The organism is Streptomyces venezuelae (assembly GCF_008642355.1).
In the GTDB taxonomy this organism is placed as follows: Bacteria; Actinomycetota; Actinomycetes; order Streptomycetales; family Streptomycetaceae; genus Streptomyces; species Streptomyces venezuelae_B.
Genome location: NZ_CP029193.1, coordinates 3612121 through 3631138 on the forward strand (window position 1 = coordinate 3612121; position 19018 = coordinate 3631138).

The 19018-nt window shown below is 72.6% G+C and carries 18 protein-coding genes; 9 read left to right on the plus strand and 9 right to left on the minus strand.

Annotated elements, in window-relative coordinates; genetic code table 11:
* Nucleotides 1–30 precede the first annotated feature (30 nt).
* Nucleotides 31–1422: a transcriptional regulator gene (locus DEJ47_RS16640; protein WP_150169164.1), complete on the minus strand. Its 1392-nt coding sequence runs from the start codon at nt 1420–1422 to the stop codon at nt 31–33.
* A gap of 382 nt (nt 1423–1804) precedes the next feature.
* Between DEJ47_RS16640 and DEJ47_RS16645 the strand changes: the two genes are divergently transcribed.
* The 4 genes from DEJ47_RS16645 (at nt 1805) to DEJ47_RS16660 (ending at nt 6736) form a co-directional block, all read left to right on the plus strand.
* The gene (locus DEJ47_RS16645) at nt 1805–2464 is read left to right on the plus strand and encodes a bifunctional DNA primase/polymerase (RefSeq protein ID WP_150169167.1); all 660 of its coding nucleotides are present in this window, start codon (nt 1805–1807) and stop codon (nt 2462–2464) included.
* A 60-nt stretch (nt 2465–2524) separates the two neighbouring features.
* Nucleotides 2525–3325 carry an ABC transporter ATP-binding protein gene (locus DEJ47_RS16650; RefSeq protein WP_150169168.1) on the plus strand — a complete coding sequence of 267 codons (801 nt, stop codon included), beginning with the start codon at nt 2525–2527 and terminating at the stop codon, nt 3323–3325.
* The gene (locus DEJ47_RS16655) at nt 3322–4932 is read left to right on the plus strand and encodes a transporter (protein ID WP_150169170.1); all 1611 of its coding nucleotides are present in this window, start codon (nt 3322–3324) and stop codon (nt 4930–4932) included. Before DEJ47_RS16650 ends, DEJ47_RS16655 begins: the two co-directional genes overlap by 4 nt.
* Before the next feature lie 424 nt (nt 4933–5356).
* The gene (locus tag DEJ47_RS16660; RefSeq protein WP_150169172.1) at nt 5357–6736 is read left to right on the plus strand and encodes a PAS domain-containing protein; all 1380 of its coding nucleotides are present in this window, start codon (nt 5357–5359) and stop codon (nt 6734–6736) included.
* Between the two features lie 132 nt (nt 6737–6868).
* Here the strand turns inward: DEJ47_RS16660 and DEJ47_RS16665 are convergent, their stop codons facing one another.
* The 4 genes from DEJ47_RS16665 to DEJ47_RS16680 are packed head-to-tail and all read right to left on the minus strand — an operon-like array spanning nt 6869 to nt 10384.
* The gene (locus DEJ47_RS16665) at nt 6869–8077 is read right to left on the minus strand and encodes an ABC transporter permease (protein ID WP_150169174.1); all 1209 of its coding nucleotides are present in this window, start codon (nt 8075–8077) and stop codon (nt 6869–6871) included.
* On the minus strand, nt 8074–8793 hold the full coding sequence (locus DEJ47_RS16670) for an ABC transporter ATP-binding protein (RefSeq protein WP_150169176.1): 720 nt from the start codon (nt 8791–8793) through the stop codon (nt 8074–8076). The genes DEJ47_RS16665 and DEJ47_RS16670 overlap by 4 nt, the downstream gene beginning before the upstream one ends.
* Entirely contained in the window at nt 8790–9860 is a 1071-nt protein-coding gene (locus DEJ47_RS16675; protein WP_223828386.1) for a peptidoglycan-binding protein, read from the minus strand. The genes DEJ47_RS16670 and DEJ47_RS16675 overlap by 4 nt, the downstream gene beginning before the upstream one ends.
* Entirely contained in the window at nt 9857–10384 is a 528-nt protein-coding gene (locus DEJ47_RS16680) for a hypothetical protein (protein WP_150169180.1), read from the minus strand. Before DEJ47_RS16680 ends, DEJ47_RS16675 begins: the two co-directional genes overlap by 4 nt.
* A gap of 135 nt (nt 10385–10519) precedes the next feature.
* Here DEJ47_RS16680 and DEJ47_RS16685 point away from each other — a divergent pair, with 135 nt between their 5' ends.
* Entirely contained in the window at nt 10520–11188 is a 669-nt protein-coding gene (locus DEJ47_RS16685; protein ID WP_150169182.1) for a response regulator transcription factor, read from the plus strand.
* Between the two features lie 59 nt (nt 11189–11247).
* Entirely contained in the window at nt 11248–12447 is a 1200-nt protein-coding gene (locus tag DEJ47_RS16690) for a sensor histidine kinase (RefSeq protein WP_150169184.1), read from the plus strand.
* A gap of 33 nt (nt 12448–12480) precedes the next feature.
* Here DEJ47_RS16690 and DEJ47_RS16695 read toward each other — a convergent pair whose 3' ends face one another.
* Nucleotides 12481–13272 (minus strand): SIS domain-containing protein, encoded by a 792-nt coding sequence (locus tag DEJ47_RS16695; protein ID WP_150169186.1) that lies wholly within the window; start codon nt 13270–13272, stop codon nt 12481–12483.
* Nucleotides 13273–13422: 150 nt separating this feature from the next.
* Here DEJ47_RS16695 and DEJ47_RS16700 point away from each other — a divergent pair, with 150 nt between their 5' ends.
* Both DEJ47_RS16700 and DEJ47_RS16705 read left to right on the plus strand, forming a co-directional pair.
* Nucleotides 13423–14115 (plus strand): metal-dependent transcriptional regulator, encoded by a 693-nt coding sequence (locus DEJ47_RS16700; RefSeq protein WP_150169187.1) that lies wholly within the window; start codon nt 13423–13425, stop codon nt 14113–14115.
* Between the two features lie 480 nt (nt 14116–14595).
* The gene (locus DEJ47_RS16705; RefSeq protein WP_150169189.1) at nt 14596–15459 is read left to right on the plus strand and encodes an alpha/beta fold hydrolase; all 864 of its coding nucleotides are present in this window, start codon (nt 14596–14598) and stop codon (nt 15457–15459) included.
* Nucleotides 15460–15537: 78 nt separating this feature from the next.
* Here the strand turns inward: DEJ47_RS16705 and pdxH are convergent, their stop codons facing one another.
* Nucleotides 15538–16173, minus strand: a complete 636-nt coding sequence (gene pdxH, locus DEJ47_RS16710) for a pyridoxamine 5'-phosphate oxidase (protein WP_223828707.1) — start codon at nt 16171–16173, stop codon at nt 15538–15540.
* Between the two features lie 373 nt (nt 16174–16546).
* Here pdxH and DEJ47_RS16715 point away from each other — a divergent pair, with 373 nt between their 5' ends.
* The gene (locus tag DEJ47_RS16715; RefSeq protein WP_150169193.1) at nt 16547–17647 is read left to right on the plus strand and encodes a citrate synthase 2; all 1101 of its coding nucleotides are present in this window, start codon (nt 16547–16549) and stop codon (nt 17645–17647) included.
* 43 nt (nt 17648–17690) lie between these two features.
* Here DEJ47_RS16715 and DEJ47_RS16720 read toward each other — a convergent pair whose 3' ends face one another.
* Both DEJ47_RS16720 and DEJ47_RS16725 read right to left on the minus strand, forming a co-directional pair.
* Nucleotides 17691–18284 (minus strand): TetR/AcrR family transcriptional regulator, encoded by a 594-nt coding sequence (locus DEJ47_RS16720; RefSeq protein ID WP_150169195.1) that lies wholly within the window; start codon nt 18282–18284, stop codon nt 17691–17693.
* Entirely contained in the window at nt 18272–19006 is a 735-nt protein-coding gene (locus DEJ47_RS16725; RefSeq protein ID WP_150169197.1) for an enoyl-CoA hydratase family protein, read from the minus strand. The genes DEJ47_RS16720 and DEJ47_RS16725 overlap by 13 nt, the downstream gene beginning before the upstream one ends.
* Between the last annotated feature and the right edge of the window lie 12 nt (nt 19007–19018).

Genomic DNA, 19018 nt, shown 5'->3' on the forward strand with positions numbered 1-19018 from the left:
GTAACAAAACCTCCCTGTCCGACGCTGTTCTCAGGCCGCCTGGACGTCCAGACGCGCCCCGAACTCCCGTACCACCGGCTCCTCCCGGTACGGGTGGAGCCGCTCCTGGAAGTCCTCCAGGTACTCCGCACCGCGGTTCGACCGCAGCGTGCCGAGGAGTTCGACCGCCTTCAGGCCCGTGTGGCAGGCCTGTTCCACCTCGCGTCGCTGCACCTGTGCCGTGGCCAGGAGGACCAGGCCGATCGCCCTGCGCCGCGCCCGCGTCTCGGGGTGGCCGTCCAGGGACTCCTGGGCGCTGCGCGCCGCCGCGTCCGCCTGGCCCAAGTCCCGGTGACAATGCGCCATTTCATCGGCCAGATATGCGTGGTCGAAGTGGCGGATCCAGACCGGGTCGTCGCCGGAGTCGGCCGTGCTGCCGGATGCGCGGTCCATCGCCTCGACCGCCCGCCCCGCCACGACCTGCGTGGCCCGCGCGTCCCCGAGCAGCGCGTGCCCGCGCGCCTCCGCCGCGTAGAACATCGCCTCCGCGCGGGGCGTGACCCTGCCACGGGTCCCCTCCTGCGCGGCCCGCGCCAGCTGCGCGATCTCGCGGGGGTTCCCGAGCTGCGCGGCGAGGTGACTCATCGACGCCGCCAGTACGTACCCTCCGTACCCCCGGTCGCCCGCCGCCTGGGCCAGCCGGAGCGCCTGGATGTAGTAGCGCTGGGCGAGGCCCGGCTGCCCCGTGTCGACCGCCATGTACCCGGCGAGCTCCGTCAACCGGGCCACCGCGGCGAAGAGTTCACGTCCGACCGCCTCCCGGTAGGAGCCCGCGAGCAGCCCGGAGACCACGGAGTTGAGGTAGTGCACGACGACCGGCCGCACATGGCCGCTGCCGAACTGGTGGTCCAGCTGCGTCAGCGCCTCCGTCATCGCCTTGACCGCCGCCACGTCCGCCATCCCGACGCGTGGCCCCGCGGTTCTGCCGACCTGCGAGTCCGGCGAGGAGATCAGCCAGTCGCGGCTGGGTTCGACGAGCGCGGACGCGGCCACGGACGACCCGGAGAGGAAGTCGCGGCGGCCGACGTCGCTGCGCCACAGCTCGCAGACCTGCTCGATGGCGCCGAGGACGGTCGGCGAGAACTGCAGTCCGACGCCGGAGGCGAGGTTCTTGCCGTTCGCCATGCCGATCTCGTCGATGGTGACGGTACGGCCCAGCTTGCGGCCGAGCGCCTCCGCGATGATGCCGGGCGCCCGCCCGCGCGGCTGCTGCCCGCGCAGCCAGCGGGCCACGGACGTCTTGTCGTAGCGCAGGTCGAGACCGTGCTCCGCGCCGCACATGTTGACCCTGCGGGCCAGACCGGCGTTGGAACAGCCGGCTTCCTGAATGAGCGCCTGCAGCCGTTCATTGGGCTGTCGCGCGACGAGTGGCCTGGCGGCCATGGCGTACCCCCTGTGTGCACCGTGGACCATCGGAACGGGCGGCCGCCGTGGACCGCCTCAGGGTGATCAATGCCCGTGGGGCCAGGCGAAGATGCGCCACAAAAGAAGCAAAAGAACGCATAAAGAACTACAAACGCCACACTGTACGGTCCCAGCTGTTCGCTGGTCGTTCCCAGCCGTTCACGGCCGTACGGTCTTGAGGCGCGCTCCCCTCGGTCGAGGCGTTCTCCGACTGCCCGAGACGTGGCTACCCGCCCCCGGCAGCCGATCCCCATGCGCGCCCCCGCCCATGCACCCATGCGCCCCGCTCGCAGGATCGATGCTCCTCCCCCGCCCTCGCGTGCGCCCGTAACCCGAGGTGGCACCGGGAGTTGAGAACTGCGTGGAAGAGACCATCGGAGTCACGTCAGCCGCGCAGATCCCGAAGCAGCGCGGAGAAGCCTTGCTCGACACGGCCGTGCGGTACGCGGAGGAGCGCCACTGGGACGTGTTCCCCGGGACCTGGCTCGAGTCCGTCGAGGGCGTCGAGCAGTGCTCGTGCGGCGAGGCCGCGTGCGACGCGCCCGGCGCACACCCCGCCCGCGAGGACTGGGCGACCCTCGCCACCGGCAGCGCGACCGGGGCGCGGCGGCTCTGGCAGAAGCAGCCCAAGGCGTCGATCCTGCTCCCCACCGGGCGCACGTTCGACGCGATCGACGTGCCCGAGACCGCCGGTTTCCTCGCGCTCGCCCGCATGGAGCGGATGGAGCTCACCCTCGGCCCCGTGACCTGCACACCCGACCGCCGCATGCAGTTCTTCGTGCTGCCCGGCGCCACGGCCAAGGTCCCCGACCTGGTGCGCAAGCTGGGCTGGCCGCCGGCCGCCATCGACCTGGTCGCGCTCGGCGAGGGGACGTACGTCGCCGGGCCCCCCACCCGCTTCGGTGCCATCGGCGCCGTCCAGTGGGCCTGCCGCCCCACCGCCGCCAACCGCTGGCTGCCGGACGCCGAGGAGATCATCTCGCCACTGGCCTACGCGTGCGGCAGGGAAGCGCGCCGCTGACCGACCCGGAGGCCGCCGACGTATCGTGCGGAGACGGCGGGCGGAGCGGAGGGCGGCACGGTGACGGCAGCGGAGACGGCAGCGGGGCCCGGAGCGGCGGCGGTACGGATCCGGGGGCTCTGGAAGCGGTTCGGCGAGCAGGTCGCCGTCGCCGGGATCGATCTGGCGCTGCCCGCGGGCAAGTTCATCGGCCTGGTCGGCCCGAACGGCGCGGGCAAGACCACCACCCTCTCCATGGTCACCGGTCTCCTCCGGCCCGACCAGGGCACCGTCGAGGTCGTCGGCCACGACGTGTGGCGCGACCCCGTCGAGGTGAAGGCCCGCATCGGCGTACTCCCCGAGGGGCTCCGCCTCTTCGAGCGGCTCTCGGGGCGCGAACTCCTCGCGTACACCGGGAGACTGCGCGGACTGCCCGGCGCCGAGGTCGACAAACGCGCCGCCCAGCTCCTCGACGTACTCGACCTCGCCGGCGCCCGGCACAAACTCGTCATCGACTACTCGACCGGCATGCGCAAGAAGATCGGTCTGGCCGCCGCGCTGCTCCACAACCCCGAAGTCCTCTTCCTCGACGAGCCGTTCGAGGGTGTCGACCCCGTCTCCGCGCAGACGATCCGCGGGGTCCTGGAGCGGTACACCGGCTCCGGCGCCACCGTCGTCTTCTCCTCGCACGTCATGGAGCTCGTCGAGTCCCTCTGCGACTGGGTCGCCGTCATGGCCGCGGGACGCATCCGCGCGCACGGCACCCTCGCCGAGGTCCGGGGCGCGGCGCCCTCGCTGCAGCAGGCGTTCCTCGAACTCGTCGGCGCGCACGGCCGCACCGCGGGCACCGACCTCGACTGGCTGGGCGGCGGCCCCCGATGACCACGGCCCGACCCACCGCCCCCTCGGCGATCACGCCCGTCCTCGTCCGTCTGAAACTGTCCCTGCTGCGCAACGGCCTGCGCCAGTCGACGGGGCGCCGCGCCGCCTACATCGCGTCCGTCACCGTCGCGCTCCTCTTCGCCGCCCTCCAGCTCCTCGGTCTCGTCGCGCTGCGCGGCGACACGCACGCCGCGACGGTCTGCGTCCTGCTCGTCGGGGTGCTCGCCCTCGGCTGGGCGGTCATGCCGCTGTTCTTCCCGAGCGGCGACGAGACCCTCGACGCGACGCGCCTCGTCATGCTGCCGCTGCGGCCTCGGCCGCTCGTACGGGCGCTGCTCGTCGCCTCCCTCGTGGGCATCGGCCCGCTGTTCACGCTCTGCCTCGTGGCGGGCGCGGCGGTGGCGCTGGCCCACGGCGTCGCGGCGGCGGTGACCGGTGTCCTCGCGGTCGTCCTCACGCTCCTCGTCTGCGTGGCGCTGGCCCGCGCGGTCGCCGCCGCCAACATCCGTCTCCTCACCAGCCGCAAGGGACGCGACCTCGCCGTCCTCAGCGGTCTGGTCATCGCGGTCGGCGCGCAGGTCGTCAACTTCGGCGCGCAGAAGCTCGGTTCGTCCGGCCTGTCCACGCTCGACCCGGCCGCGGACGTCGTGCGCTGGATCCCGCCGTCCGCGGCGCTCGGCGCGGTCCACTCGGTCAGCGAGGGCGCGTACGCGACGGCGGCGGCCCAGCTGGCCCTGACCGGGGCGGCCCTCCTCGCGCTCCTCACCCTCTGGCAGCGCAGCCTGACGCGCCTGATGACGGCGCAGGACGGCTCCACGCTCGCCGCCGCCGAGCCGGACAAGGGCACGTCCCGCACGTCGGGCGCCCTCGGCGGGCTGCTGCCCGCGGGCCGCACCGGCACGGTCATGGAACGCAGCCTCCGCTACGTCTGGCGCGACCCGAAGACCAAGGCCGCCTGGGTCACGTCCCTCGCCATCGGCCTGATCGTGCCGCTCTTCAACGCCCTCCAGGGCACCGGCTCCGTCTACTTCGCGTGCTTCGCGGCGGGCATGCTCGGCGTCCTCATGTACAACCAGTTCGGGCAGGACACGTCGGCGTTCTGGATGGTCGCGATGACGATCTCGTCGCCCCGTGACGCGTACGTGGAGCTGCGCGGCCGGGCCCTCGCGCTCCTCCTGATCACCCTCCCGTACGCCGCACTCGTCACCGTCCTGACGACCGCGATGCTCGGCGACTGGCCCGCCCTGCCGGAGGTCCTCGGCCTGTCCTTCGCGCTGCTCGGCGCGATGCTGGCCACCGGCGCGTGGTCCTCGGCCCGCTTCCCCTACTCCATCCCGCAGGAGGGCCACAAGAACGTCGCCCCCGGCCAGGCCGGTCTCGCCTGGATCTCCATTCTCGGCGGCATGGTCGCGGGCGCGCTGCTGTGCGCACCCGTCCTGGCCCTCACGATCTGGCTGCACGCGTCGAGTGCGACATCCTGGACGTGGCTGCTGCTGCCGCTCGGCGCGGCCTACGGCGCGACGGTCACGGAGCTGGGGCTGCGGCTCGCGGCGCCGCGGGTGGCGGGGCGGCTGCCGGAGATCCTCACGGCGGTCAGCAGGGGCTGACGTACGGCGGGACGTCTTCGACCCGCGACGCAGGCGACCCGCGAGCCTGGGTCCCTGCCGCCCGGAGGCGGAGGGAGCCGGCCGGACGTACCGGCGGCTCGCGGGTCGGGTGACTGCTTGGGTTTGGGCCGGCTGCACGCTCGTCACTCGTGCCGGCCGGGCACCGCACTGGGTGTGGTGGCAGGCCGCTAGCCCGCAGCCACCTCTCGCGTCCGCAATGAAATCACTGCAGGATCACCTCCTTTCTTCGAGTGATACACACCTTAGGAAGGGGCGTCGGGAGCCTCAACCGATTTTTCGGGTAGACGGGCGCACAACGATTTCTCTCCAACTTCCGGGAACATCCTGTGGGCTGCGTCACGTTCCAGTTGAATGATCTGACATGCGGTACGGGCAGATCGCGCAGGCCTGTAGGGGGTGCCACGTGAGTGCTTCGCGACAGAGCGGAACCACTGACGAACTTGGTCCTGAGGAACCCGAGCCCGGGGGCGCCGAGCTCCTCGCGGCGCTCCTCGACGGAATGGACGCCGCGCTCTGCGCCTTCGACGCCGACGGTGTGGTGACGCACTGGAACCGCGAGGCCGAGCGGATCCTCGGGTGGACGGCGGCGGAGGCCGTCGGGCGGCACGGGTTCACCGGGTGGGCCGTGCGGCCCGCCGACGCGGGGGACGTCGAGGAGCGGCTGCTGTCCGCGATGGACGCGCCGGGGCGGCAGGTGCACGAGTTCGCGCTGGTCACCAAGGACGGCGGGCGGGTGCTCGTGCGGATGCAGTCGGCGTCCGTGCGGGGCGGGGACGGCAAGTCCTCGGGGGTGTACTGCGCCTTCAGCGAGGTCCACGCGCAGATCGACCTGGAGCGGTCCATCGCGCTCAGCGAGGCGCTGTTCGAGACGGCGTCGTGGGGCGTGGTCCTCGTCGACGCGGATCTGCGGCCGGCCGTCGTCAACGAACACGCGGCCCGTGCCTTCGGGGTGGGCCGCAGCGCCGTCCTCGGGCGGCCGCTCGCCGATCTGCTCGGGCAGGGCGTCGAGGAGCTGGAGAGTGCCCTGACGCACGTCCTCGCCGAGGGGACGCCGCCCGCGCCCGCGGAGATGTGGGTGACGGTGCGGGCTGCCGCGGGCGGGGAGGACGACGGGGAGGCGCGCCGGTGCTGGCGCAGCGGCTTCCTCCGGCTCGCCTCGCCGCTCGCCGAGGAGCCCGTGCCGCTGGGCGTCGGCTGGCTGTTCCTCGACGTCACGGAGGCCAAGCAGGCCGAACAGGACGCGTCGCAGCTGCGGTTCCGCTCCCAGCAGCTGCACCGGGCGGCACGGGCGACCGCGGAGTGCGAGGACCCGACGGAGGCGGCGACGGTCCAGCTGGACTTCGCGCTCGCCGGGTTCGCCGACCACGCGCTGGTGGATCTGCTGGCGGGCGAGGATCCGGTACGCCTGGTGCGTACGGCGGCGACGCCCGCGGGGCCGCCGGGACCCTGCCGTCCCGTCGCCACGGCGGGCATCCCCGTCCGCTACCCCGAAGGGCACCCCGCGCCGCAGTGCGTGGAGCGCGTGGGGTCCGTGCGGGCCAGCGCGGGGGTGGGGGCGTCGGCGGAGCGGGTGCGGGAGTGGGCGGCGGCGCGGCAGTGGCCCGAGGACTCGGTGCACGCTCTCTGTGTCGTCCTGCGGAGCAGGGGGCGGACGTTGGGCGTCGTGACGTTTCTCCGGGGGGCGGGGCGGGGGGTGTTCGACCGGTCGGACGCGGCGTACGCGGAGAGCGTCGCGTCCCGCGTCGCCGTCTCCCTCGACCTGTCCCAGGTCCTCTCGCCCTAGGTTCCGACGAACCTCTCCCGCCGCTACGCGGCGCATCACACCCACCCGCCCGTCTGCCCCGCACCGTCCAGCAGGAGTAGGGGCCCCACCGAGCCAACGGAGGCGGTCGGGGACGGGACAAAGGCGTTCGCGTCACGTCGCGTGCAGCGCCAGGGTCGGGGACAAGCGGGCCGCCCGTACCGCCGGGTACAGGCCCGCCACCGTGCCGATCGCCAGGGTCGCTGCGAAGCCGCCCGCCATGGCCCAGGGCGGGACCACCCACGGGAGGTTGCCCGAGAGTGCGTACGCTGCCGTGGCGGCGGCTCCCAGGGCCACGCCCGCCGCGCCTCCCAGACCCGACAGCATCAGGGACTCCGTCACGAACTGGACGCGGATCTGGCCGCGCGTCGCGCCCAGCGAGCGGCGCAGGCCTATCTCGTAGCGGCGTTCCAGGACTGAGATGATCATAGTGTTGGCCACACCCACGCCGCCCACCAGCAGCGCTATGCCGCCCAGGCCCAGGAGCAGCGTCGAGAACGCACCCTCCGTCGCCGCCTTCGCCTGCAGTGCCGCCGACGGGTCCGTGACCTGGACGTTGCGGGGGTTCTCCGGGTCGATGGACGCGGCGAGGAGCTTGCGGACGCCGTTGACCGTGGCGTCGGTGGAGCGTTCGTAGACGGAAGTGGGGTGGCCGTCGAAGCCGAGGTACTGCTTCGACGCGTCCCAGCCCGTCAGCGCCGACCGTTCGATGTCGGGTGCGAGCGGCAGCGGGTCGAGGATGCCGATCACCGTGAAGTAGCGGTCGTCCAGCCAGACCTGTTGGCCGGGCGCGACGATGCCCAGGCGTTCCGCCGCGACGTGGCCGAGGACCACAGACGGGTAGCGGCTGTTCGCCGCGTTGAACCAGCTGCCGTGTGCCATGCGGCCCCGCAACACCTTCAGCAGGCCTTCCGTGGACGCCTTGACCGAGATGCCGCCCGTCTCGTCCTTCGGGATCTTCTCGCTGCGCCTCACCGAGCGTTCCAGGTCGCCGGTCGCGCCCACGGACTCGACCCCGTCGATGCGTCCGGTCCGCCCCGCCGCATCGCGCGGCAGCGTCACCTTCTCTCCGGAGAACATCGCCTCCCCCGGCGACGCCACCAGCATGTTCGTGCCCAGCTCGTCCAGCTCATGGAGGAGCTGGGCCTTGCTGGAGGAGGAGATGCCCACCACCGCCACCATCGTCGCTATGCCTATCGCGATGCCCAGCGCCGACAGGACCACCCGCAGCGGGCGGCTGCGCAGCCCCGCCGAGCCCACGTGCAGGACGTCGCGGGGGCCGAGGCGTGCCGCTCGCAGGGCGCGGCGTCCGCGCGCCGTCATGCCGCGGCCTCCGCGCCCCGCGTGTCCGCGACGATCTGCCCGTCCCTGATCCGCACCTGCCGCGGCAGCCGTTCGGCGATCTCCGTGTCGTGGGTGATGACGGCGATGGTCGCGCCCTCCGCGTTCAGGTCGTGCAGCAGGGCCATGACGGCCTCGCCGGATTCGGAGTCGAGCGCGCCGGTGGGCTCGTCGGCCAGGAGCAGGTCGGGTTCGCCGACCACGGCGCGGGCGATGGCGACGCGCTGTTTCTGGCCGCCGGACAGTTCGTGCGGACGGTGGCGCATGCGGTCGGCGAGACCGACGCGTTCCAGGGCGTACGCGGCCCTGCGGCGCCGTTCCGCGCGCGGGAGACCGGAGTAGAGCAGGCCCTCGGCGACGTTGTCGCGGGCGCTGATGCCCGGGACCAGGTGGAACGCCTGGAAGACGAAGCCGATGTGCCGGGCGCGCAGGGCGGACAGGCTGCGGTCCGTCAGGGTCGCGATGTCGTGGCCCGCGATGGCCACCGAGCCCGCCGTGGGGCGGTCCAGGGTGCCGATGATGTGCAGGAGCGTCGACTTGCCGGAGCCGGACGGGCCGACGATGGCGAGGAGTTCACCGGCACCGACGGTCAGGTCGACTCCGCGGAGCGCGGCGACCCCGCCCGGGTACTCCTTGGTGACCCCGGCCAGGTCCACGACCGTGGGGGCCGCGCTGATCGGCGTAGAGGAGTCGGTCATGGTTTTGGTACTCCTACCTTCGTGCCCTCCCGCAGGCCTCCGCCGCTCACCTCGACCCGGCCCTGCCCGAACATGCCGAGCTCGACCTTCACCTCACGCGTGCGGGCGCCGTCGACGATCTGGACGCCGAAGCCGCCACCGGGCAGTGCGAGGAGGGCGTTGACGGGGACGGAGAGGACGTTCTCGCGGGTCTCGCCGGTGAGGTTCACGGTGACCGGCGACTGGTCGAAGCCGTCGACCTCGCCGGGATCGTCGAAGGTGACGGTGACGGGGATCTTGGGGGTCTTGTCACCGGGGTCGTCGCCCGGCTTCGCGGTCCTGCCGACGGCGGCGACCTTGCCCTTGACCGTCGTGCCGTCCGGGAGCGTCACCGTGACCTTCGTGCCCTTCTTCGCCGAGTCGCCCTCCGCCACGTCCAGCTGGACGCGTACGACGCGTTCGGAGCCGGTCGTCGACAGGACCGGTCTGCCGGGCGCGACCTGGTCGCCGACGGCCGAGCCCGTGGACTTCACGCGGACCGCGGAGGGCTGGAACGAGATCTGGTCGGGGCCCACGCGGCCGGTCTGCTTGCGGTCGTGGACCTTCTGCCACCGCTTGACCGCGGCCGCGGTGCCGTCGGTGTACGTGTCGTCGACGGCGAGCCCGGAGCCGTAGCCGAGCGCGACGAGGTTCTCCTCCAGCTGGCGGACGTCGTTGCCCTTGTCGCCGCTCTTCAGCGTGCGGTACATGGGTTCGGTGCCGTACATGAGGCGGACGGGCGCGCCGTCGACCTCGTAGAGCCGTCCGTCGCGGCCGATGTTCGAGCCGGTGTCGGGGGCCCACGTGAGCGTGCCCGTCGTACCGGCGTTGATCTTGCGCTCCTTGGCGTAGCCGAGGGTCCCGTCGACCTGAGTGCCGCTGCTGAGGTCGCCGCGTGCTACCGACGCGGTGGCCGGCGGCAGGCCCGCCGCACGGTGGGCGGTGTTCTCCTTGCCGCCCACGTCGGCGAGCGCGCTGACGGCGATCCCGCCGCCGGTGACGGCGAGCAGCGCGACCACGGTGGCGAAGACGGCGGTACGGCGCCTCACTTGACGATGCCCTTGCACGCCTCGGCGGCCTTCTCCATCTTCTTGGCCTCGGCGCCCTTGGGCATGGGCTGGGCCTGCATCGCGCCGCCGTCGAACTTCGGGTCGGGCATGTCGAACCCGTTCCTGCGCATGCACTGGGCGTACTTGAGCATCTTGTCCTTGTCGGCCTGCGAGGGGCCCTTGCCCGACCGGCCGCCGCCCGCGCCGCACTTCTTCAGGGCGGCCTCCATCTTCTCCTTGCTCATGTCGCCGCCGATGGTGATGCCGCGGACGTCCTCGCCGGACTTGGGCTCGGCCACCTCGAGGCCCTGCTTGCGCAGGCACTCGCGCTCCTTGAACGCCTTGTCGGCGTCGGCGCCCTTCCCGCCGTCGGCGCTGTCCGAGGACGAACCGGACGCGGAGTCCGAGCCGGAGTCACCGGAACAGGCCCCGGCGAACAGCGCGAGTGCGGCGAGCGCGGACGCGAAGACGACCGAGCGGGTACGCGGCAAAAGAGCGGGGCGGGTCGTGCGGGCGGTCCTCATGAGGCTTCCCCTTCACCTGTGGCGTGACTGATGTGACAGGACTGACGCGCACAGGCTGGCGGGGAGGCGGGTTTCGTTTCTCTCCACGGAGACGCTTACACCGGCGAAAGGTCACTCTCAGGTACACAGGGCGGCATGCGCGTACTGCTGGTGGAGGACGAGGAATTCCTGGCCGAGATGATCGCCGACGGGCTGCGCCGCGACGCACTCGCCGTCGACGTCGCCGCCGACGGCCTCACCGCGCTGCGGAAACTGCAGCTCGGCGAGTACGACGTGCTCATCCTCGACCGCGACCTGCCGGGCGTGCACGGCGACGAGGTGTGCCGCCGCGTCGTCGAGCAGCGGCTCCTGACCCGGGTCCTGATGCTGACGGCGGCGGGCACGGTGCGTGACCGGGTGGCGGGTCTGGGGCTCGGCGCGGACGACTACCTGACCAAGCCATTCGCGTACGACGAGCTGCTCGCCCGCGTGCTCGCCCTCGGCCGCCGCGCCCGGCCCGCGCTGCCGCCGGTGATCGAACGGGCCGGTCTGGTCCTGGACACCGCGCGCCGCCAGGCCGCCAGGGACGGGCGGCATCTGGCGCTGTCCCGCAAGGAGTTCGCGGTCCTGGAGGCGCTGCTCCGGGCGGACGGCGCGGTGGTCAGCGGCGAGGACCTGATCGAGCAGGTCTGGGAGGAGGACACCAGCTACCGCACCAACGCGGTCCGCGTCACCCTCTCCAAACTCCGCGCGAAGCTCGGCGAGCCGCCGGTGGTGGAGACCGTGCCGGGGGCCGGATACCGGATCGCGGGCCCTTCCCTGTGAGCCGGACGAGCCGGACGAGCGGGACGAGCGGGTCCGCGCCGCGCCCCCTCGGGGCGCGGATGAGCAGCGAGCGCGCCCGGCTGACCGCCCTCTACGGAGGGCTGCTCGTGCTGGCGGGCGCCCTGCTGACCGGGCTCGTGTACCTGCTCGTGCAGCAAGGCCTGTACACGTCGATCAGTTCAGCCGTGACCACGGCCGTGCCGCGCGACCCGACGCCGCCGTGGCGGCACGCCTCCCCGTTCCCGGTGGCGTCCGCGGTGCCCGCCCAGCGCCTCCGGGGCACGACGCCGGACGCCGACAGGAGCGGTCTCGCCGTGACGAAGATCAGCGACCTCGCGGGGGAGGCGGCGCTCAGCCGCCTCCTGACGGTCTCGGTGATCGTCTTCACCGTGTACGCCGTCCTGTCCATCGCCCTCGCCTGGTGGATGGCGGGCCGGGTCCTGCGCCCGGTCGGGGTGATCACCGACCTCGCGCGGCGGCTCTCCGGCGCGAACCTGCACGAGCGGATCGCGCTGGCCGCGCCGCCGGGCGAGCTGAAGCGCCTCGCGGACACCTTCGACGAGATGCTGGACCGCATAGAGCGTCTGGTCGGCGCGCAGCAGCGGTTCGCGGCCGACGCGGCGCACGAGCTGCGCACACCGCTGGCCGTGCAGCGGGCGGCCGCCGAGATCGGTCTCGCCGGTGACCCGGACCCGGAACGCGTGGCGAGGATCCGTACGAAACTCATCTCCGTCGCCGACGACAGCGAGCACCTTGTCGAGGGGCTGCTGCTGCTCGCCGACTCGGAGCAGGGTCTGGAGCGGCGGGAGCCCGTCGCCGTGGACGTCCTCGCGCACGCGGTCGCGGACGGTCTCGCCGATGAGGCGGCGGCGCGCGGCGTCACGGTGTCCGTGCGGGCGGAGCCGCTGACGGTGACGGGAGACGGCGTGCTCCTCGACCGGCTGGTCCACAACCTGGTGGCGAACGCGGTGCGCTACAACGCCCCCGAGGGTCGGGTGAGCGTCGCCGTCGGCGCCGACGGCACGCTGGAGGTCGCCAACACGGGCCCGGAGGTCCCGCCGGACACCGTCCCGCATCTCTTCGAACCCTTCCGGCGCCTGCACGAGCGGACGCACGCGCGGGGTGAGGGTGCGGGCCTCGGTCTGTCGATCGTGTCGGCGATCGCGCAGGCGCACGAGGCGGAGGTGATGGCTGAGGCGAACGGCGAGGGCGGCGGCCTGAGGGTGCGGGTGGTCTTCGCCCCCGCTCCGGCCGCGTGAGGTGCCCGGTCCCCGGCCGGGCCGGGGCGGCACTCAGTGCCGGTAGAAGATGCGGTCCCCGTACTCCTGGAAGACCCGCCCGTTCCAGTCGTGTCCGCCGTCCACGTTCCCGGACCGCAGCACGGGCGGCTGGATGCCGCGCTCGGCGAGCTTCTCGATCGCCGCCGCCGTCATGGCCTGCATCAGCGCGTTGGTGACGACGCTCGACGCGGGCCCGAACGGGGCGTCGACCCCGTCGAGGGAGAGCTCCGCGTCGCCGACGCCGACCTTGGAGTCGACGACCACGTCGCAGTGGTCCTTCAGGAAGGTGCCGGAGACGTGCCGGGAGCGGGTCTCCGTCGCGTACGCCACCGACGTCACGCCGATGACCTTGAGGCCGAGCGCGCGGGCGTTCATCGCCATCTCCACCGGCAGCGAGTTCCGCCCGGAGAGCGAGATGATCACGAGAACGTCGCCGGGGCGGGCCGGCGAGGAGTCGAGGACGGCGCCCGCGAGGCCGTCGACGCGCTCCAGGGCGGAGCCCAGCGTGGCGGGCATCACGTCCACGCCGACCACTCCGGGGACGGCGAGGAGGTTGATGAGGGCGAGGCCGCCCGCGCGGTAGACGACGTCCTGGGCGGCCAGCGAGGAGTGCCCGGCGCCGAAGGCGAAGAGGCGTCCGCCGGATTCGACGGCGTCGGCGAGCAGCGTGCCCGCGTCGGCCACGCTGCCGGACTCCTCGTCCCGCACTTTCTGGAGCAGTCCGATGGCGGCGTCGAAATACCGGCCCGCCGTCTTGCTCTCGCCGTTCCCGCTGCTCCCACTGCTCCCGCTCTTCGAGCTCATTCGCATCACGTTGCGGTCTGGACCAGCGCCCTGTCAACACCGTCACAGGCCGGTACGGGGCGGGAATTCCACCGGCGCGGCACGGTTGTCAGTGGTATGCGTCAGAATTGAGGGCAGGGCCAGCGCACGAGCGAATTCTGAGGGGCACCCATGTCGGGGCTGATTGACACCACTGAGATGTATTTGCGCACCATCCTCGAGCTGGAGGAGGAAGGTGTGGTCCCCATGCGCGCCCGGATCGCGGAGCGGCTGGACCAGAGCGGACCGACGGTGAGCCAGACCGTGGCGCGCATGGAGCGCGACGGCCTGGTCGCGGTCGCGAGCGACCGTCACCTGGAGCTCACCGAGGAGGGCCGCAGGCTCGCCACGCGCGTGATGCGCAAGCACCGTCTGGCGGAGTGTCTGCTCGTCGACGTGATCGGGCTCGAGTGGGAGCAGGTGCACGCCGAGGCCTGCCGCTGGGAGCACGTGATGAGCGAGGCCGTGGAGCGTCGCGTCCTGGAGCTCCTGCGCCACCCCACCGAGTCTCCGTACGGCAACCCGATCCCGGGCCTGGAGGAGCTGGGCGAGAAGGACGGCGCGGACCCGTTCCTGGACGAGGGCATGGTCTCCCTGTCGGAGCTCGACCCGGGCTCCGAGGGCAAGACGGTCGTGGTGCGCCGCATCGGCGAGCCGATCCAGACGGACGCCCAGCTGATGTACACGCTGCGGCGGGCCGGTGTGCAGCCGGGTTCCGTGGTGAGCGTGACGGAGTCCGCGGGCGGGGTCCTGGTGGGCAGCAGCGGCGAGGCCGCCGAGCTCACCGCGGAGACCGCGTCGCACGTCTTCGTCGCCAAGCGCTGAGGGATCAGTCAACTTCCGTTGTCGTAGAGGTAGTTGACACGGCCCCGCGAACTGCGCCGGATCGCGCGGAATCGAAGATTCAGTGCGCGGAATCGCAGCGGCCGAGCGTTTTGCGTGCCAGGCTGTCGCGAGAGGCATATGACCTGAGGGCTCGGAAGGGGCTGGAGGATGTGCCCGTCTGGTGAGCGCGAACAAGGCGAGGGCCCCGGCGCTCAAGAGCGCCGGGGCCTGTCCTCCCCTGTGCTGACCCGGAGCCCCGAGCTCTCAGGGTCATTCCCCACGGGCCGGTTTCCCCGAGCGGCCCGCCTCCCGTTTCAGATCTCCCCTCGGCCACGACGGTCAATCCTTGAGTGTGGTCACCCGAACGAGGGGTGTTATCGGCGAACCGGCCGCTTTCGAAAACAGGTTCGATAGCGTGCGGGGGTGTGGAGCAGTACCAGGCGTGAAACCCGGGCGGAACCAAGGGGGGTGCCAGGAATCATGGTGCGGCGCATCGACGTGACGGGCGCGGGTGGCGTACGCCTCGCCGCCTGGGAGTACGCCGACCCTCCCAAACTCAGGGAGGCCGACGCGGCACCCGGAGGGGTGCTGTTACTGCACGGCCTGATGGGCCGCGCCTCCCACTGGACGGGCACGGCCCGCTGGCTCGCCGAGCGGCACCGCGCGGTCGCCCTCGACCAGCGCGGCCACGGCAGGAGCGAGAAGCCCGCCGACGGCCCCTACACCCGCGATGCCTACGTGGACGACGCCGAAGCCGCCCTCGTCCAGCTCGACCTCGCGCCCGCCGTCCTCATCGGCCACTCCATGGGCGCCCTCACCGCCTGGCAGCTCGCCGCGCGCCGCCCCGACCTCGTCCGGGGCCTCATCATCTGCGACATGCGGGCGTCCGCCCTCGGAGCCGCCTCCCAGCGGGAGTGGGAGGACTGGTTCAAGTCCTGGCCGGTGCCGTTCGCGACGCTCGCCGACGTACGCAAGTGGTTCGGCGAGGACGACCCCTGGGTGGAGCGTCCCAACCCCGCGCGCGGGGAGTTCTTCGCCGAGGTGATGGCCGAGGGCCCGGACGGCTGGCGGCCCGTCTTCGACCGCGCCCAGATGCTCAGCTCCCGCGAGACGTGGGTGCACGACGCGCACTGGGAGGAGCTGATCCAGGTCCGCTGCCCCGCACTCGTCGTGCGCGGCCAGGACGGCGAGCTCGGCCGGGCGGAGTCCCAGGAGATGGTGCGGGTGCTGCCTCGCGGGGAGTACGCGGAGGTGGCCGACGCGGGGCACCTCGTGCACTACGACCAGCCGGAGGCGTGGCGGGCCGCCGTCGAACCGTTTCTGGACGGGGTCCTTGCGCGGTGAATCGTCGCCCCGCGCGTGGGGCGCCGTTCGATCGTGGCCTTCGGCCTACTCGTCCTCAATCTCCGGACGGGCTTCCCCCTAAGGGCTCAGGCGTTCCACTCGCCAGGCCTTGCCGTCCTCCGTCCGTACGTACCGCAGGCGGTCGTGGAGGCGGTCCGGTCTGCCCTGCCAGAATTCGACCGCCTCCGGGCGGATCCGGTAGCCGCCCCAGTGCGGGGGGACCGGGACCTGTTCCCCCTCGGGGTAGCGGGCGGCGAGGTCGGCGTAGGCGCGGTCGAGTTCGGTGCGTGAGGCGAGGACCGAGGACTGCGCGCTGGCCCAGGCGCCGAGCCGGGAGCCGTGCGGGCGGGTGCGGAAGTAGGCGACCGTCTCCTCGCGGGCCACGCGCTCCGCCGTGCCCGTGACGATCACCTGGCGGGCCACCGCGTGCCAGGGGAAGAGCAGCGAGACGTACGGGTTGGCGTCGAGCTCGCGGGCCTTGCGGGACCCGTAGTTCGTGAAGAAGACAAAGCCCCGCTCGTCGAAGCCCTTCAGGAGCACCGTGCGCGAGCTCGGCCGGCCCGCCGGGTCCGCCGTGGAGACGACCATCGCGTTCGGCTCGGGGACGGCGTCCCTGTCACGCGCCGCCTCCTTGAACCAGAGCGCGAACTGTTCCATGGGCGCGGCGGGCAGCTCGGTCTCGAAGAGTCCGCCGGTGGCGTACTGCTCCCGCATGTCGGCCGGTTCCGGGAGCGGGGCACTGGAGTCGGTCACGCGGTCATCTTGCCGTATTTGCCACGGCCGCAGGGGCGCCCGAGGGGGCGCACCGGTCCACGGAGAGGTGACGTGTGGCACTGAGTGCCGCATTCCATCGCCAAAGGTGGGCCCAACAGATATCGTCCTGCTGCCGCATCGGTTGGGTGACCACCAGCCTCACGGGGCATACCGGGAAGACCGTTCCGGACCGCGAGTCGCCGGATCCGCCGCACATCGACGGACACGACCGTGGAACCGGACCGGAATCGCCCACTTTTGACACATGGTCATGAGCTGATCGCAACCCATCTCTCGCAACCATCATGTCGAACCCATCACGAGGAGCCGCCTGATGTCCGACTTCGTACCTGGCCTTGAAGGAGTCGTCGCGTTCGAGACGGAGATCGCCGAACCGGACAAGGAGGGCGGCGCGCTCCGCTACCGGGGCGTCGACATCGAGGACCTGGTCGGCCACGTCTCGTTCGGGAACGTGTGGGGCCTGCTCGTCGACGGCGCGTTCAACCCCGGCCTGCCGCCCGCCGAACCCTTCCCGATCCCCGTCCACTCCGGCGACATCCGCGTCGACGTGCAGTCCGCCCTCGCCATGCTCGCCCCCGTGTGGGGCCTGCGTCCGCTGCTCGACATCAGCGAGGAGCGCGCCCGCGAGGACCTGGCGCGGGCCGCCGTCATGGCGCTGTCGTACGTCGCCCAGTCGGCGCGCGGGCAGGGCCTGCCGATGGTCCCGCAGCGGGAGATCGACAAGGCGGAGACGGTCGTCGAGCGGTTCATGAAGCGGTGGCGCGGCGAGCCGGACCCCAAACACGTCCAGGCCGTCGACGCGTACTGGACGTCGGCCGCCGAGCACGGCATGAACGCGTCCACGTTCACCGCCCGTGTCATCGCCTCCACCGGCGCGGACGTGGCGGCGGCGCTGAGCGGTGCGGTCGGCGCGATGTCCGGGCCGCTGCACGGCGGCGCGCCCTCCCGGGTCCTCGGCATGATCGAGGAGATCGAGCGCACGGGTGACGCGGTGGCGTACGTGAAGCAGGCGCTGGACAAGGGCGAGCGGCTGATGGGTTTCGGGCACCGGGTGTACCGCGCCGAGGACCCCCGCGCGCGCGTGCTGCGGCGCACGGCGCGGGAGCTGGGCGCGCCCCGCTTCGAGGTCGCGGAGGCGCTGGAGAAGGCGGCGCTCGACGAGCTGCACGCCCGTCGGCCCGACCGTGTCCTCGCCACGAACGTGGAGTTCTGGGCGGCGATCGTCCTCGACTTCGCCGAGGTGCCTGCGCACATGTTCACGTCGATGTTCACGTGCGCGCGGACCGCGGGGTGGTCGGCGCACATCCTCGAGCAGAAGCGGACGGGGCGGCTCGTCCGGCCCTCGGCCCGGTACGTCGGGCCCGGCAGCCGCTCTCCGCAGGCGATCGAGGGCTACGACGAGATCGCTCGCTGAGACCCGGCCGGGGCTCGGTCGAGCGCGCCCCGGACCCCGCCCCTCACACCTGTAGCGCCGACTCCACCAGCACCGTCCACTGCGCCACCACCCGCTCCCGCCGCGCCCCGTCGTCCGTCAGCAGGTTCGCCAGGCCCAGGCCCCGCGCCATGTCCAGGAGGCCCTGGATCGTCTCGCGGACGCCGGGGCGCGACTCGTCCGCGCCGAGGAGGGAGACCGCGATGCGGTGCGTCTCGCGGCCCACGCGGGATTCCAGTTCCGTCACCCGCGACCCGAGCGCCGGTTCGTTCGACGCGGCCACCCACAGGTGGAGCGCCGCGCGGAAGAGCGGGCCGGTGTAGAGGTCGACGAGGGCGGCGACCACGGAGGCCCTGTCCTGCGCGGGCAGGGCGCGCAGAGCGGTGGAGCGCTGTTCGGCGACGTACTCCACGGCCGCCGTGAACAGGTCCTCCCGCGTGGGGAAGTGGTGCTGCGCCGCGCCCCGCGAGACCCCGGCCCGCTCGGCGACCACGGAGACCGTGGAGCCCGCCCAGCCGTGTTCGGCGAGGCAGGACACCGCGGCCTCCAGGAGTTTCTGCCGGGTCGCGCGGCTGCGGTCCTGCTTGGGCGCCCGGTCGGCGGCGGTCACAGCACCCATGGGCGCTCCCGTCGTTCGAGGAACGCCGTCATCCCGTCGCGCGCCTCGGTGGAGCCGAAGAGCCGCGCGGACAGGGCCGTGAGGGCGTCCGATTGGTCGTCGAATGCGTCGAGCACCCTAGCCGTGAGCAGCTTCTTCGTCTCGGCCAGGGCCCCCGGCGCCGCCGCGCGCAGCCCGTCCAGGAGGGGGACGAGTGCGGCGTCGGCGTCCTCTCCCGCGACCGTGACCAGGCCGATGCGGGCCGCCTCAGCCGCGTCGAAGCGCTCACCGGTGAGGTAGTAGCGGGAGGCCGCGCCCGGGTCGAGGCGGGGCAGGAGCGGGAGGGAGATGACGGCAGGGGCCACTCCTATGTGCACCTCCGTGAACGCGAAGGACGAGGCGGGGCCTGCCGCTGCCAGGTCGCACGCGCCGAGCAGCCCGAGCCCGCCCGCCCGCACGTGGCCGTCCACCCGGGCGACGACCGGCTTGGGCAGCGCGACGATCTGCCGGAGCAGCGCGACGAACGCGGCGGGGTCCGGCGGCGCCTTCAGGTCGGCGCCCGAGCAGAACGCCGGGCCGGTGTGGGTGAGCAGGACCGCGCGGGTGGCGGAGTCCGCGCCCAGGTCGCCGAGCGCCTCGGCCAGGGCGCCCACCAGCTCCGCCGACAGCGCGTTGCGGCGCTCGGGCATGTCAAGGGTGACGGTGGTGATGCCGCGGGCCGGGGACGAGACGGTGAGACTCACGGAAACGGCTCC

What these genes read in the sequence shown, in the direction of transcription:
- DEJ47_RS16705 (WP_150169189.1), top strand. Translation starts at nt 14,596, where the DNA reads ATGGTGCGGCGCATCGACGTGACGGGCGCGGGTGGCGTACGCCTCGCC.
- DEJ47_RS16665 (WP_150169174.1), bottom strand. Translation starts at nt 8,077, where the DNA reads ATGACGGCGCGCGGACGCCGCGCCCTGCGAGCGGCACGCCTCGGCCCC.
- pdxH (WP_223828707.1), bottom strand. Translation starts at nt 16,173, where the DNA reads ATGCGGGAGCAGTACGCCACCGGCGGACTCTTCGAGACCGAGCTGCCC.
- DEJ47_RS16695 (WP_150169186.1), bottom strand. Translation starts at nt 13,272, where the DNA reads ATGAGCTCGAAGAGCGGGAGCAGTGGGAGCAGCGGGAACGGCGAGAGC.
- DEJ47_RS16700 (WP_150169187.1), top strand. Translation starts at nt 13,423, where the DNA reads ATGTCGGGGCTGATTGACACCACTGAGATGTATTTGCGCACCATCCTC.
- DEJ47_RS16685 (WP_150169182.1), top strand. Translation starts at nt 10,520, where the DNA reads ATGCGCGTACTGCTGGTGGAGGACGAGGAATTCCTGGCCGAGATGATC.
- DEJ47_RS16720 (WP_150169195.1), bottom strand. Translation starts at nt 18,284, where the DNA reads ATGGGTGCTGTGACCGCCGCCGACCGGGCGCCCAAGCAGGACCGCAGC.
- DEJ47_RS16640 (WP_150169164.1), bottom strand. Translation starts at nt 1,422, where the DNA reads ATGGCCGCCAGGCCACTCGTCGCGCGACAGCCCAATGAACGGCTGCAG.
- DEJ47_RS16680 (WP_150169180.1), bottom strand. Translation starts at nt 10,384, where the DNA reads ATGAGGACCGCCCGCACGACCCGCCCCGCTCTTTTGCCGCGTACCCGC.
- DEJ47_RS16670 (WP_150169176.1), bottom strand. Translation starts at nt 8,793, where the DNA reads ATGACCGACTCCTCTACGCCGATCAGCGCGGCCCCCACGGTCGTGGAC.
- DEJ47_RS16690 (WP_150169184.1), top strand. Translation starts at nt 11,248, where the DNA reads ATGAGCAGCGAGCGCGCCCGGCTGACCGCCCTCTACGGAGGGCTGCTC.
- DEJ47_RS16655 (WP_150169170.1), top strand. Translation starts at nt 3,322, where the DNA reads ATGACCACGGCCCGACCCACCGCCCCCTCGGCGATCACGCCCGTCCTC.
- DEJ47_RS16715 (WP_150169193.1), top strand. Translation starts at nt 16,547, where the DNA reads ATGTCCGACTTCGTACCTGGCCTTGAAGGAGTCGTCGCGTTCGAGACG.